Source organism: Cupriavidus numazuensis, assembly GCF_905397435.1.
GTDB classification, from domain to species: domain Bacteria; phylum Pseudomonadota; class Gammaproteobacteria; order Burkholderiales; family Burkholderiaceae; genus Cupriavidus; species Cupriavidus numazuensis.
The window spans coordinates 1-13,100 of the sequence record NZ_CAJPVI010000111.1; the positions used below are offsets into that span (position 1 = coordinate 1).

General features: G+C 59.7%; 11 protein-coding genes and 2 pseudogenes. 12 read left to right on the forward strand and 1 reads right to left on the reverse strand.

The window, feature by feature from the left end:
- The first annotated feature begins 453 nt into the window (after window positions 1-453).
- The 6 genes and pseudogenes from KHO41_RS40000 (at window position 454) to pyk (ending at window position 7,442) form a co-directional block, all read left to right on the forward strand.
- On the forward strand, window positions 454-960 hold the full coding sequence (locus KHO41_RS40000; protein ID WP_244874264.1) for a hypothetical protein: 507 nt from the start codon (window positions 454-456) through the stop codon (window positions 958-960).
- 11 nt (window positions 961-971) lie between these two features.
- Window positions 972-2,918, forward strand: a complete 1,947-nt coding sequence (locus KHO41_RS40005) for a Mu transposase C-terminal domain-containing protein (RefSeq protein WP_244874265.1) — start codon at window positions 972-974, stop codon at window positions 2,916-2,918.
- 96 nt (window positions 2,919-3,014) lie between these two features.
- Window positions 3,015-4,073 carry an ATP-binding protein gene (locus KHO41_RS40010; RefSeq protein WP_211958725.1) on the forward strand — a complete coding sequence of 353 codons (1,059 nt, stop codon included), beginning with the start codon at window positions 3,015-3,017 and terminating at the stop codon, window positions 4,071-4,073.
- A gap of 1,066 nt (window positions 4,074-5,139) precedes the next feature.
- Window positions 5,140-5,784, forward strand: coding sequence for a hypothetical protein (locus tag KHO41_RS40015; RefSeq protein ID WP_211958726.1), 645 nt, complete (start codon window positions 5,140-5,142; stop codon window positions 5,782-5,784).
- A 71-nt stretch (window positions 5,785-5,855) separates the two neighbouring features.
- A pseudogene (locus KHO41_RS40020) lies at window positions 5,856-6,011 on the forward strand (MOFRL family protein); the annotation flags it as partial.
- A 12-nt stretch (window positions 6,012-6,023) separates the two neighbouring features.
- Window positions 6,024-7,442, forward strand: coding sequence for a pyruvate kinase (gene pyk / locus KHO41_RS40025; protein ID WP_211958733.1), 1,419 nt, complete (start codon window positions 6,024-6,026; stop codon window positions 7,440-7,442).
- 372 nt (window positions 7,443-7,814) lie between these two features.
- Here pyk and KHO41_RS40030 read toward each other — a convergent pair whose 3' ends face one another.
- Window positions 7,815-8,063 (reverse strand): hypothetical protein, encoded by a 249-nt coding sequence (locus KHO41_RS40030; RefSeq protein ID WP_211958727.1) that lies wholly within the window; start codon window positions 8,061-8,063, stop codon window positions 7,815-7,817.
- Window positions 8,064-8,685: 622 nt separating this feature from the next.
- Here KHO41_RS40030 and KHO41_RS40035 point away from each other — a divergent pair.
- The 6 genes and pseudogenes from KHO41_RS40035 to KHO41_RS40060 all read left to right on the forward strand — a co-directional run bounded on the left by KHO41_RS40035 (window position 8,686) and on the right by KHO41_RS40060 (window position 12,130).
- Window positions 8,686-9,126 (forward strand): Hsp20/alpha crystallin family protein, encoded by a 441-nt coding sequence (locus KHO41_RS40035; protein ID WP_211958734.1) that lies wholly within the window; start codon window positions 8,686-8,688, stop codon window positions 9,124-9,126.
- Between the two features lie 15 nt (window positions 9,127-9,141).
- Window positions 9,142-9,549 (forward strand): Hsp20/alpha crystallin family protein, encoded by a 408-nt coding sequence (locus tag KHO41_RS40040; RefSeq protein WP_211958728.1) that lies wholly within the window; start codon window positions 9,142-9,144, stop codon window positions 9,547-9,549.
- 86 nt (window positions 9,550-9,635) lie between these two features.
- Window positions 9,636-10,202, forward strand: a complete 567-nt coding sequence (locus KHO41_RS40045; RefSeq protein WP_211958729.1) for an Hsp20/alpha crystallin family protein — start codon at window positions 9,636-9,638, stop codon at window positions 10,200-10,202.
- Between the two features lie 233 nt (window positions 10,203-10,435).
- The gene (locus KHO41_RS40050) at window positions 10,436-10,816 is read left to right on the forward strand and encodes a hypothetical protein (protein WP_211958730.1); all 381 of its coding nucleotides are present in this window, start codon (window positions 10,436-10,438) and stop codon (window positions 10,814-10,816) included.
- Between the two features lie 39 nt (window positions 10,817-10,855).
- A pseudogene (locus tag KHO41_RS40055) lies at window positions 10,856-11,383 on the forward strand (Hsp70 family protein); the annotation flags it as partial.
- Window positions 11,384-11,566: 183 nt separating this feature from the next.
- On the forward strand, window positions 11,567-12,130 hold the full coding sequence (locus KHO41_RS40060; protein WP_211958731.1) for an Hsp20/alpha crystallin family protein: 564 nt from the start codon (window positions 11,567-11,569) through the stop codon (window positions 12,128-12,130).
- Window positions 12,131-13,100 lie beyond the last annotated feature (970 nt).

Consider the following 13,100-nt stretch of genomic DNA (forward strand, 5'->3'; position numbering starts at 1 on the left):
GCCCTGCCGTCCTTTCCGTTCCGCCAGCGCATCGATGCCGAGGTCGTTCCATTCGGGCTGCTCCACGCAAACCGCCGCGGGGCCGTAGACCTCGGTCAGCCCGTAGATCTGCGTGAAGAGAAGTAAAACTCTTCCCTCCGGCCATTTTTCAAAGACGTTATAAAACAGAAAGTTAGCGATTTCTGCGTTGGCCTCCGTACTAAGATTACTTCCAGTTTTCGAGAAGTAAGCTTGGTACTATCCGCCGGCGGGAAGTAATGTTGGAACTATCGCTGTTCCGTCGCTTAGTAGCAGCTTTACTTCTATGGCCCTGTCATGCCGGATCCCCTACGTCAGTACAGTCGCCCACTTGCCTTCCCGCGCAATGGATGGCGGCGTCGCATTGAGTTGTTCAGCCCAAAGCTTGGGCGTCGATTGAGCCTCGGTAGCTATGAGGCCTATCGGACCTGGCTGATGGTCGAAGCCAATCCTGCGATCGAAACTTTTACCGAACGCCCGGCTCGAGTCGCTGGTCCGGGGAGTGCCATGATTGACTTCTGGGTCCGCCTGCAGGAAGCGCCCGCAGGTGAGTTCTGGTTGATTGATGATCGTGATGCCGAGGAAGGCGGCGATCGGGCACGTGAAGAAGGCTGTGGCTCGGACAGTCTTTTGCATGGTTTGCCCGTTCGCTTCATACGTCAATCTGAACTACAGGCCTGGAGGGTGCCGATCGCCAATTGGTCACGCATTGTCCCGTACCTCGTTAGCTACCGGCGGTTCCGTGCGCCTGTGCTCGAGCAGGCTATTGTGGTCTACCTGAATAAGCCAAGAGCGTTGGATGCGATCGTTGAGCGCTTCTCCGAATATGACCAGGCGAGTGTGGAGGCTTCACTCTTTGCCCTGTTGGCATCCGGCCGTGTCGTCAGTCCCGACGTAGCTCTGGCACCGCTGAGCGGAGCGACTTCTTTTCAGCGGGCATAGGAGGTATCCAAATGGCATCTCGCCGAATCGATCCGAACACAATTCGCTTGTCGGATTGGCCCCAACTGGACGAGCGTGTCCTCACGGGCGAAGCGCGGACCACGTTTGGACGGCGCCGCAACGCGATTGAGGCTTATGCAGGCGGCAGCTCTCTCGCACAGGTCTACGAGACCTGGGGCATCCACCGGTCCACCATAAAGCGTCTGGTACGTCGAGCACTGAGCGCGCACCCAGATGGCCGCCCATGGGGATATCGCGCATTGGTGCCGCATGTCCACGTGCAGCCCTATGAACGAATCAAGGCGCCTCAGGCGCTCGTGAACGGCCAAGCGGGAAACGCAGGAGCCTTCGGCCAACTGCTACAGCGCCACCGTAGCCTGGCCCAGCAATTGCGGGAAGAACTGGTTGCGCGAAAGGTCATCTTGCAACCCGGGGAGAAGGGCCGTCTGCTTGGCCTCAAGGCGGCGGCTCACCGCTTCGAGCAGTCCTGTCGTGAATTGGGCCTAGGCGCAGGCGATTATCCGCTAAACCAAAAGTGGAAGGGTTTTCGTTCATTGGCCAGCACGCTCAGGGGGTGGCTGCAGGATGATTTCGACTTAGCTGCACGCGCAGCTGGCCACAGGATCAAGCCCGCTTCGGCGCTACGTCAGCTGCCTGAGCGTGGTTCTGCCGACGCGTTCGATACGGTCGAGTTCGACGCTCATAAGATGGACGTGCGCCTGAAGGTAATCGACAACGATCCTCTGGGCGGCGAACAGAGCTATGAGATCGAGCGCGTCTGGTTGTTGGCCATCATCGACGTTGCCACTCGCTGTGTCCTCGGCTACACCATGTCGTTGCAGCGTGAATGTAGCCGCTTTGACACCATCGAAACCTTCAAGCGCGCCGTGACGCCAGCGAAGGTCCCGGAACTGACGCTGCCGGGCCTACGCCTGTTGCCTACCGGCGGGTTCGTCTCCCAGGCCCTGGAACAGACTCGCCATGCCTGTTGGCGGCAGATCCGGTTAGACAATGCGCGAGCGCATTTGGCGGCCACCAGCCTCGACGTCGTGTGCGAGGCGTTGGGCTGCACCGCCGATTTCGGGCCGGCGTATCAACCCGATGACCGACCGTTCATCGAGCGCTTCTTTGGCACGGTTGCCTCGACGCTCTCGCGACGGCTCCCGGGGGCGATACCGGGAAAGGATGCCGCGCAGGTCATGCTGAAGCGTCTGCGCGATCCAACCGACTCTCTGCGACTCCTCGTCACCTCCCATGAGCTAGAGGAGTTATTGCACCTGACGGTGTGGAACTACCACGGTACTCCCCATTCTGGCCTGGGGGGTTTCACCCCACTGGAGATGATGCGCCGGCATGTGCTTGGCATTGGTCGCGAGGCAATCCGATTGCGCCTGATCCCCAAGCCGCTACGGGAGCACCCGGAACTGCTACATGACCCGGTACTGTGCCGCGTCCATGGCAATCTCGGACGTGGTGAGCGTCCATACATTACGTTCTATCACGTGCGCTACACGAGTGAGCGGCTTGCCAAAAGCAGCGGCTTGATTGGCCAGCGGCTGCGCGTTCACTATGACCCCTCAGATTTGAGAAGGCTCTGGGCCTGTACCGAAGACGGCCACATGTTGGGTGACTTGTTTGCTAGCGGCAAGTGGCGCGACGAACCGCATTCGTTGCGGGTACGCCAGCAGATTTTCAAGGCCAAGCGGGCGCGTGAACTCGACTTCGGCCCGGGCGACAATCCGATCGAGGTCTTCCTTACTCTCAGACGCAAGCAGGCCCCAAAGCGTCGGAGGGCAGCCAGCGACATCGCGCAGGTGCAGCGTGAGCGCCAGAAAGCAGAGCCTCCTCCCTCAGCTGCCGAAAATGAAACAGTGACACCGGCACAGCCGCCTTCGCCATTGGCCAAGGGGCCCGTTAAAGGCAAGGCGTTGCGCATTACCAGGGGGTACACCCGCTGATCGTTGGGGCACGCGCGAAAACGGGCGCCGGCCGGGCCCGACTATTGCCGGCCATGAAGGGCGAGGAGGAACTTATCTCGCCGGCAAGGAGCAGGCATGAACGAGAAGACCAACACGGCTTCGAAAGGTGCACAGCGTGCACGTGTCAGTGCGACCCGAGTCCGCTCAGCCAGCCGCGCGCCTTATGCAACGGCGGTGAATCCGGCAGACCTGACTGTGCACAATCACCCGCTTGCTCGCCGTCATTACCGCGTCGCGACCGCGGCCATTGAAGGCTTCGTCGATCTTGTCGAACGCTGCGTGCGCGTATTGATTCCGGGGGCGTTGATCTACGCCCGTCCTCGCATGGGCAAAACTCACGCCATTGATTACTTGGCATTGCACCTTGGCAGGAATCGGGGTGACATCCTCGTGCTGAGGATGTCGTGCGAATATCATCGCACCGATTACGAGGGATCGTTCTTCAGTGCATTGTTGAGTGCCGCGGGTGTCAGGGACCCACAGCCCAGGGTCATTGCCGACAAGCGCTTCGCTTTGATGCGTCGGCTTAACGAGCAACTACAAATGCGCTCCGGACATATTGTGGTGCTCTTTTGCGACGAAGCACAGCGGCTATCCAAGCATGCGCTGGAATGGCTGCGCGACGTCCATGATCAGCTCGCCCACCACGGCATGCGGCTGATCACCTTTCTGGTCGGGCAGCCACAGCTGATGGAGCAGAAGGCGCAATATCAGCTCTCCGGTGACGAGCAGATCGTCGCTCGCTTCATGATTGAGCAAATGCACTTCAGAGGCGTCACAGGCGCCATCGAAGCAGCGACCTGCCTAGCTAGTTACGATCTGACTCGCTATCCAGAGGACACCGGGAGCTCCTTCACGGCCTTCTTCTATCCCGACGCCTACGCCGCCGGCTTGAGACTGGAGCAATCGGCCGCGGCGCTGTGGAATAGCTTCGTGAACGCCCACGCGGCTGCGCAACTGGCTGGACCCGTGGAATTGCATATGGATTATTTTACCCGTGCCGTTGAGTCGGTGCTACTGAACGGTCCCCAGTGGGACAGTGCAGGATTGGTACTAGATTCGGCGCATTGGGAGCGAGCCGTGCGGGAGTCCGGGTACGTTGCCGCGCAACAAACCGTCCAACCGGAGGTATAGACCATGGTCTTGCCAATCCTTGTGCCGGAAACGACTGAGCCCACCAAGGCGAACGGGAGGATGCCGCGCGCGTTTGCAAGATCCGCCGAGCAGAGTCCTCCGTTCAGTAAACCTCGCATGCGTACGACCACGGTCGTGAACAGGCGGATTGTAACGAAGCGCGAATTGGCGATTGCGAGGGTCTTAACCCCGCTTGGGACAGCCCCGCTTACGCGTAAACAGGCAGAGGACGCCGGCAAATCCCTTGGAATCCATTGGGCTACGGTTTATCGCTTGCGCCGTCGCTTTCTCGCGAATCCAGTGGCGAGCGCGTTGATACCATTTGACCGGGGTCGCAAAGCGGGTCCGCGCCTGGAAGCAACGGTCGAGGAAATCGTGAGTGAGGTGCTTACCGATTGGCTGCCGCGGCAGGGTCGGCTCGCGCATCCGCTTTTCGAGATCGTCGTCGAAATCCAGAAGCGATGCGCAGCGGCAAGCGTTACTCCACCAAGCAAATCTACCATTTCGCGACGCTGGACTTCCCATCGGAAGGCGACGGCGAGCAGTGCGAAAGTCCAACCTCCGCTCAGCAAATCGTCTCGGGTGTGCAAGACCGCGGAATTGAACATGACGGGGAGGATTGCAACGGAGCGCGAACGGGCGATCGTGAGGGTCTTACGTCCGCTGGGGGCCGGTCCTCTTTCACGTCAGCAAGCTGAGAAGGCTGGCAAATTGCTGGGAATCCATTGGGCTACGGTTTATCACTTGCGCCGGCGCTTTCTCGCGCATCCTGTGGCGAGTGCCTTGATACCCTATGACCGAGGCCCCAAAGTGGGGAATCTGCGCTTAGTGCCGACGGTTGAGGTAATCGTGAGTGACGTGCTTACCGATTGGCTACCGCGACAGCGTCATCTCGAGCATCCGCTTCTCGACCTTTGCGTCGAAATCCAGAAGCGATGCGTAGGTACAAGTGTGAGTCCGCCAAGCAGGGCTACCATTTCGCGACGCTGGGCCGCCCATCGGCAAGCGGAAGCCGAGAGTAGGGCGAGAGTCCGCGTAACTGAGAGTACGACAGGAGGTATAGGCCATGGTCTTGCCGATCCTTGTGTTGGAGCTGTCTGAGCCCGACCCCGAGTACGTGCCGATCCCGCGCGAACGCGAGGCATTTCCACCGCCAACGAGCAAGCGCGATAAACTCATCCGCTACTGGCGCCAGATTCTGGGCCGCCGGGCGTTTATAGCCGACAGCGGGCGCTACCAGACCCGTGCCTCGAGCGGCTGGACCTGCGAGGCGATGGCCGACCGCGACTCAAGTGCGTTGCTGCACGACAGCGAGCATTTGACGAGATTATTGCTGCGCCGGGCCTGGGCCAAGGTGCCGCGTCGCCAACGGATGTTGATCCGTCGCGCCGTTCGACGTTTCGATCCGAACAAGCCCAACATCAAGGTGGCAGCCGCTCAGGTCAACGCTGTGGCGTGCCTGCTCGCTGCCATGCACTGGAACGGCTGTCGGCATCCCAATGCTCTGTGGTGTAAGCCTCTGCATCCGCTGACTGGAGTGGTGCGTTGGCTCAGCGGCTTTGACGTTGTCGAACAGCATGAACATTCGCGAGAACTCCTCACTAAGCTGGCGGAAAAGGTACGGTGCGTCGAACGGCATAGCCGCCAGCTCGTTGTTGCGATGAAGGCCGAAAGGCAAGTTGTCGCGTTGCTGCCTGAATTGCTGCAGTGAAGGCTTTTCCGGCGGCCCAGTCACCACTTTCGTGAGACGGAGCAGTATTACTTCATAAACGGAACACGATTACTTCTCTTCACGCCTGGCAACTGGGTATTCGTCCACAAGATGCCTTGATGGCCAATGACGGCCACGGCTTCTTCGAAGCGTTGTGCGACTCCGTCATCACGGGCCCCACGCTCACCAATGTCAACGACTTTCGCGCGATCCTGATCGCACGCTGAATGGAGCAATACATGAGACGCCTTCGCAATGCCAAGATCGTCGCCACGCTGGGACCCGCGAGCACCTCGCCGGAAGTCATCGACGCCCTGTTCGAAGCCGGCGCCGACGTCTTCCGCCTCAACTTCAGCCACGGAACCCACGATGACCACAGAGCACGCCTGGACACCATTCGCGCCGTGGAGCGCGAGCGTGGCCGCCCCATTGGCGTGCTACTGGACCTTCAGGGGCCGAAGCTGCGCATTGGCACGTTCGCCGACGGCCCCATCCACCTGAAATTCGGCGATAAATTCCGGCTCGACCTCGTCTCCGGTACGGCCGGCACGCAAAGCCGCGTCTGCCTGCCGCATCCAGAGATCTTTGCCGCGCTGGAAGATGGCGTCGAACTGTTGCTCGATGATGGCAAGGTCCGGCTGCGTGTAGAACGATGCGGCGAAGATTTTGCAGAAACCGTCGTCGTCAATGGCGGCCCGCTCTCAGACCGAAAAGGGGTGAACGTACCGGGTGTAGTCCTGCCGCTGTCTGCCATGACCGAGAAAGACAGGCGCGATCTGGATTTCGGCCTGACGCTCGGCGTGGACTGGATTGCTCTGTCATTCGTCCAACGGCCCGAGGATATCCAGGAAATCAAGGCCATCGTGGATGGCAGGGCCGGCATTGTGGCGAAGCTGGAAAAGCCGGCGGCGATCCAGAGTCTTGACGCGATCGTCGAGGAGAGCGACGCCGTGATGGTCGCCCGCGGCGATCTCGGCGTGGAAATGCCTGCCGAACTGGTGCCGTCGCTGCAGAAGCAAATCGTACGGGCGTGCCGCAAGGCCGGTAAGCCGGTGATTGTCGCCACCCAGATGCTGGAATCGATGATCACTGCGCCTGTGCCGACGCGCGCTGAAGCCTCCGACGTGGCGACCGCCATCTATGACGGAGCCGACGCGGTAATGCTGTCGGCCGAATCGGCTTCCGGACAATTCCCGGTCGAAGCCGTGCAGATGATGAACAGCATTATCCGCCGCACGGAATCCGATCCGCTCTATCACGATGCCATCCAGGCTTCGCACACGCCACCGCGCGCCGAGGCAGCGGACGCCATCGGCTACGCGGTGCGACACGTTGCCGGACTGCTCAGGGTGCCGGCCACGGTGGCTTATACCAGTTCGGGGTACTCGGCGCTGCGCATGGCGCGAGAACGGCCGGAGGTCCCCATCCTCGGGATGACACCGCGGGTTGCGACGGCGCGGCGGCTGGCGCTCGCCTGGGGTGTTCACGCCGTGCTATGCCACGAGGTCGTCGACGTGCTCGAAATGACCGATTTGGCGAGCCTGACCGTTCGCAAGGAAGGATTCGGAGGGGTCGGCGAGCCCATCGTTATTTCGGCCGGGTTGCCTTTTGCGATAGCCGGTACGACCAATTTGCTGCGCATCGCGCAAATCCACTAGCGTGAAGTGTAGTAAAGGTGGGTCTCCCGCACTTTGTGTGACCGGCGGCCTGAGGGCTTGATTTCCGGTCGATTTGGATTACGTTGATCGTTACCATGAGCCAAGTTCTCGGTGGGATCGAGGATTAGCCGTCGCGCGGTCACCAGTTCGGAACGATTATCGTCGCCTGGAGCGAGGTGCGCCGATCGAAGTGTTCGCCGGCAGGAAAGCCATTGCTGGCCGCATTTGGGCCCATCGTGACACCGCGCCTGCCATCGCACTGATAACGCCTGCCGACGTTCTTGCCGGGCAACACCGCGAAAGGGCGGCGCCCGGTTCGCGGACGGGGTGGTTGTGTCGGAGATGGGCTGAGGTAACGCTTCGGCCGAGCGTTCAGACTTCCTGCTTCTCGGTCTCGGCTGCGTCAATTGCATAAGCCCGCCACGCGCGAATCGTCCAGCGCGTCCAATGCCAGGGCGCGTACGCCATTTCGTCATAGCCGGGCAGGCGAATGTACAGAACCTTGCGTAGTTCCGGATCCTTCATGAAAGTGGCGCGTATCCGAAAAATTGCATAGACGCGCGCGAGGAATACCAAGCCCATTGCGGCGAGCGCAATGCACAAAAGCTCAAGCGAAATCATTTGACTTCCCCGATAACGCGGGACCGGCGCAGTGACATGCCGGTCAATCATGCCCGGAGTTTCAGTTCTGACGGCTCGTGTCGGACTCACACGGACCTCTAGCGCCACTAGCGCCCGCTCCAGAACAGCTACATTTATTTGTGTTCAAGATTCGGGGAATGTCAACCGGGGCGAGTCGACGGAGCATGACTTGCGGCCTCCGCGTTGACCATCCTCGCGACATTCGATGCAATGCCCCTACAGCAAAGTTGGCGTCAGCCTTGTTCATTCCATGTCCCGTTCGCGTTAATGCCATGTTGCGCCGCCACGCCCCGGCGTACGACAGATGGGCTGTATCGAGCACACGGATTTGGTGCCAAGCAGGAACACCCTGCTGATAGAACTCAAGCGAATGGGCAGGAACGTAACCAAGGAAGCGGGGACTCGCTCGGGGTCGCTTTCGCGGCACGTCGCCGGGCATGTCCGCCTTGAAATTTGCGCGGCCAATTACTATTTTATTTTCGCTCAGGCAGTCGCGATTCATGCGCGCTGCGTGTTTCTGTTTGTTTGCCGGCAGCTTGGCAGGTGGATGGGAGCGCGTATGCCCGTTCACCTCCTTGCTGCATCCAAGGAGGATACGACCATGAGTGATCTCTTTTTCGGAACCGACCTGTTCAGTGAGTTCGACCGCTTGCAGCGGCAGATGGCGAGCGTGTTCGGTGGCTTCCCATCCAGCATCCGCTCCGGCCGCTTCGGGGCATTTCCCCCCGTCAATATCGGCGCCACGGACGATTCCATCGAGATCGTCGCGTTCGCACCGGGGCTCAAGCCAGACAAGTTCGAGGTGTCGATCGACAAGGGCTTGCTGACCATCAGCGGCGAGCGCGAAGCGGCGCAACCGGAGGATGATCCGGAGGTCCGGCTGTACGCGCAAGAGCGATTCACAGGCACCTTCCGGCGTGTGGTCGAATTGCCGCAGAGCGCCGATCCCGACAAAGTTCAGGCGCGCTATGCCAACGGCTGCCTGTCTATCAGTGTTGGCAAGCGCGAAGCCTCGAAGCCCCGGGCGATCACGGTTCAATAACGCGAGGAGAATGCCATGAACGAGACTACCCAAGTGGCGGAACGCAACCAGAACGCGGTGACCAAAGATCAGGAGGACAGGTCGACGCCGACGATGACGCTGCTTCCGGCGGTCGACATCGTCGAGAACAGCAACGGCGTCACCCTCTGGGCCGACCTTCCCGGTGTGACCAAGGACAAGCTCGAGGTGAATGTTCACGACGGCAACCTCCATATCGAGGCGGAAGCGGTCGTGCCCACTCCCCAAGGGCTGCGGGTGCAACACGCGGAAATTCGCCAGCCGCACTTCGCACGCGCTTTCTCGTTGAGTCCGGACCTTGACGCGTCGAAGATCGAGGCGAACCTGCAGGACGGCGTGCTCAAGCTGACGATCCCGCGTCGCGACGAAGCGCGTCCACGTCGCATTGCAGTCAACGTGGGGTGAGTTGCCGCACGCCAGGTATCGGTGGCGTCCGCAAGGGCGCCACCGCAGTACCCGCGGAAATTAGCTGGACATTCGGTGAGGACAAGATGAAAACAGATCAGGGCAAATGGAACCCTTTCAAGTTCCTACGCAAATCGACCGAGGACAGGCAACCAACGGGCGAGTCGTCGAATGTCCCCGCGCCAAGGCACTGGACGCCGGACTGGCCGGACGTTTCGCGGCTGTTTTCAAGCGATCCCTGGCGTGCAATGGGCGAGTTTCTGCATGAACCGTTGGCGGGCTTCGGGGGACTCGATCGCTGGTTCGGTGACTTCAGTTCGTCGCGCTTCCAACCTCGGATCGATGTGGTCGACGATGGCACGGCGCTGAGGATCACGGCGGAGCTACCCGGCATGGATCGCGAGGACCTGCAAACCACCATCGAAGATGGCGCCCTAGTATTGCGCGGTGAGAAGAAGCAGGACATTCGGAGCGAGGAAAACGGCTGCTACCGCCTGGAGCGGGCATACGGCGCCTTCATGCGCAGTATTCCGCTGCCCGATGGCGTCGACCTCGATCACGTCGAGGCGAAATTCGACCGAGGTGTATTGACGCTGCGTCTGCCCAAGACCGGTTCGTCGCAGCCTGCGGTGAAGAAGATCGAAGTGATGTGAGCAGAAATTAGGAGCTGCGCCCAAGGCATAGCCTCGCGCATGAGCCTGCTGCGCTCAACGGGGGCGAGACGGTCATGCAAGGTAGCGCGCCCCCGGCCATTTCTGGCATAGGCGGCTTAGAACGCACGGTGCTGGCTTGCAACGGCAGCGAATCCTCGTGCAACGCGGAGGTCTTGAAATCGCCGGACTGGCCTCTATTTTGGCGGCAAGCACTTTCCGAGATGGAGACTTCGATGGAATTCGATTCTGAGTGGGTGACCCTAGGCAGGCATCGGGTGCAGCTCAAGTGCACGCGCGGCTTTCCTACCGAGCGGACGCGGCGCGTAGCGGAGTTGGTCACAGTCGCGATCGATAACAACCTCAGCGCGCGAGCCCGGTTGGTGGACGTCACGGCGCAAGGCGATACTTATGTGATCAGCATCGGCACGACGTTCGAAAAGGACAGAGTGGCGGCGCCCCACCTGGAAGTGGCACTGGCCACGATGTTCGGCTTGGCGCCCGAGCAGGTCACGATAGACGTGGTCGTGGTCAGCCAGACAGAGGTGGACGTGCATTTTGGCGTGTATGAGCGGATGCTGGCAGAGAAGCTCGGCACCGTGCCGCCCATTCAATGAAGCGCCAGAATCGAGCTTCCGGGTCTGCGATGACGCGGGCAGGAGAAGGTCAAAGCGTTCTTCGGCCGCGAACCGCATAAGGACATCAACCCCGACGAAGCGGTGGCGGTGGGTGCTGCGTTCCAGGGCGCGGTACTCACCGGTGAGCGCAAGGACGTGTTGTTGCTCGACGTTACCCCTGTCGAGACCCTGGGCGGTGTGATGAGCAAGATGATCACGAAAAATACCACTGTCCCTGCCAGGTTCTCACAGTTCTTCTCTACGGCCGAGGACAACCAGGCGGCAGTAACCATCAAGGTGTACCAAGGTGAACGCGAAATCGTTACGGGCAAGATCGAATCCGCCATCAAGGACCTTGAGGCGGCACTGAGGACCTCAGACAAGGCAGAGATCGAAGCAAGCCCGGCCGCGGCCTCGCTGAAACTCGGTGCAAAAGCCTATACGGACGTTCAGGCTCAGCCGGACAACCGCTCCCATCGCGCCGCGGACGCGAAAGAGACGAACGCCGAGAAGAAAGACGAGGACGTCGTGGATGTCGAGTTCAAAGAAGCGGGTACCAAGCAGTAAGGCGGCCCAGCCCCCCATATCGTGGTGCCATCTACGAGATGTCTTCATGGAGTTTTCCCCCTGCGCCACGTACCGTCAGGACACCGCACATCAGTGGGTTCCTACGGCCAATAGATCATCGACGAGGCGGCTGACACCGACTGGAATCCGGTTCTCCTGCCAGACCTCTTAATGGAGGATAAGATGAACACCGACCCGAAAAAGTGGAATTTCTTCAAGTTTCTTCGCGGGGCGGCCCGCAAGTCCGATACGGACAGCACGGAAGGACCGGCGGCAAGCGAACAGTGGCGTGCCTCCTGGCCTGATATTCCGCGATTGTTGTCACGCGAATCCTGGCGCGCAGTGGAGGAGTTCTTTCATGACCCGTTTGCCGGCCGTGGTGGGCTCGAGCGATGGTTTGGCGACTTCAGTTCATCGCGCTTCCAGCCGCGCATCGACGTGGTCGACGAAGGGCAGGTGCTGCGCGTGACTGCCGAATTGCCAGGGATGCAGCGCGAAGACCTGACGGTGAGCGTCGAGGACGGGGCGATCGTGGTGCGCGGCGAGAAAAAGCAAGACGTGCGCAGCGAGGAAGATGGCTGCTACAGGTTAGAGCGCGCCTACGGAAGCTTCGTGCGCACGATTCCCATGCCGGAAAACGCCGACCCCGATCACACCCTTGCAAAATTTGACAACGGTGTGCTCACATTGACCGTACCGAAGTCGGAGCCGGCGCGATCCCCGAGTCGCTCGATTGATATTGGCTAGGGTAAGCAGGCAGGAAGTGTCTCGGTCGCGGGCATATATCGTGCGAGCAGGGCCGTTTGCTCAGGCCGGTAGGGCAGCATTGGTTCGACTCCAGTTGTTGCCGATCGTTAATTCGGCCAATCGTGAGCACTAATTCCGCCAATGGTCATCGAGCTATCTGAATGATCCATAAGCGATTTCTGCTGTGTTGTGACGTCTACTGCTGTTGTTCGTAAACAACGCGTGTTAGGCCTCCGCGTTCACAAATTCCACTTGCCTGGGGCGGCCGCTCATTAAATCGCCTAGTGTGGGTAAGACCACGGTCTTAATCATTGCGATGAGGATTGCAACGAAGCGCGAACTGGCGATTGCAAGGGTTTTACGTCCGCTTGGGACGGCTCCGCTTACGCGTAAGCAAGCTGAGAACGCTGGCAAATCGTGAAGAGTAATAAAGATGTTACGTAAAGGGCTGATAACAAAGCTATATAAATCAATAATTTATAAATTAATGTGTGGGCGTCCGTATCAACATTGCGACGATTTTTAGAGTAGTAATGTCGGTACTCTCAGGCGACGAGTAGTAATGCTGGAACGATCGCTGGTCCGTCAGTTCGTTTCATCTTTACTACTTTTCGCTCTGACTATGCGGCTTCGCTCTGGTTGATAAAAACGAGGTGTCCGCGCGAAACATGCCTAAATAGGGCTGAAATCAGCGCCGAAAGCCAAATGCGAGGTGGCCTTGCCGCAGAGTGAAAGTAGTCGAGCAGGGGGGCACGATTCTTCCGAACTTCATAAGTAAAAATGATACTTCCTGCTGATTAAGCGCGCGGAATAACATTACTACGAATAAGTACTGCGATTACTACAGTTCACGGATGCGATACCGGACACGAGTTTTCTGCTCCGCCACAACCTGGCGCTCACGGATATCCCGAATGTGGAGAGCAGGCTCGGCGGGCCACCGAAAGACATTCACGGGGGAACTCACGCC

Bases quoted from the DNA above. Each gene is read 5' to 3' on its own strand.
- KHO41_RS40005 (WP_244874265.1), top strand. From the start codon at position 972: ATGGCATCTCGCCGAATCGATCCGAACACAATTCGCTTGTCGGATTGG.
- pyk (WP_211958733.1), top strand. From the start codon at position 6,024: ATGAGACGCCTTCGCAATGCCAAGATCGTCGCCACGCTGGGACCCGCG.
- KHO41_RS40035 (WP_211958734.1), top strand. From the start codon at position 8,686: ATGAGTGATCTCTTTTTCGGAACCGACCTGTTCAGTGAGTTCGACCGC.
- KHO41_RS40050 (WP_211958730.1), top strand. From the start codon at position 10,436: ATGGAATTCGATTCTGAGTGGGTGACCCTAGGCAGGCATCGGGTGCAG.
- KHO41_RS40040 (WP_211958728.1), top strand. From the start codon at position 9,142: ATGAACGAGACTACCCAAGTGGCGGAACGCAACCAGAACGCGGTGACC.
- KHO41_RS40045 (WP_211958729.1), top strand. From the start codon at position 9,636: ATGAAAACAGATCAGGGCAAATGGAACCCTTTCAAGTTCCTACGCAAA.
- KHO41_RS40010 (WP_211958725.1), top strand. From the start codon at position 3,015: ATGAACGAGAAGACCAACACGGCTTCGAAAGGTGCACAGCGTGCACGT.
- KHO41_RS40015 (WP_211958726.1), top strand. From the start codon at position 5,140: ATGGTCTTGCCGATCCTTGTGTTGGAGCTGTCTGAGCCCGACCCCGAG.
- KHO41_RS40030 (WP_211958727.1), bottom strand. From the start codon at position 8,063: ATGATTTCGCTTGAGCTTTTGTGCATTGCGCTCGCCGCAATGGGCTTG.
- KHO41_RS40060 (WP_211958731.1), top strand. From the start codon at position 11,567: ATGAACACCGACCCGAAAAAGTGGAATTTCTTCAAGTTTCTTCGCGGG.
- KHO41_RS40000 (WP_244874264.1), top strand. From the start codon at position 454: ATGGTCGAAGCCAATCCTGCGATCGAAACTTTTACCGAACGCCCGGCT.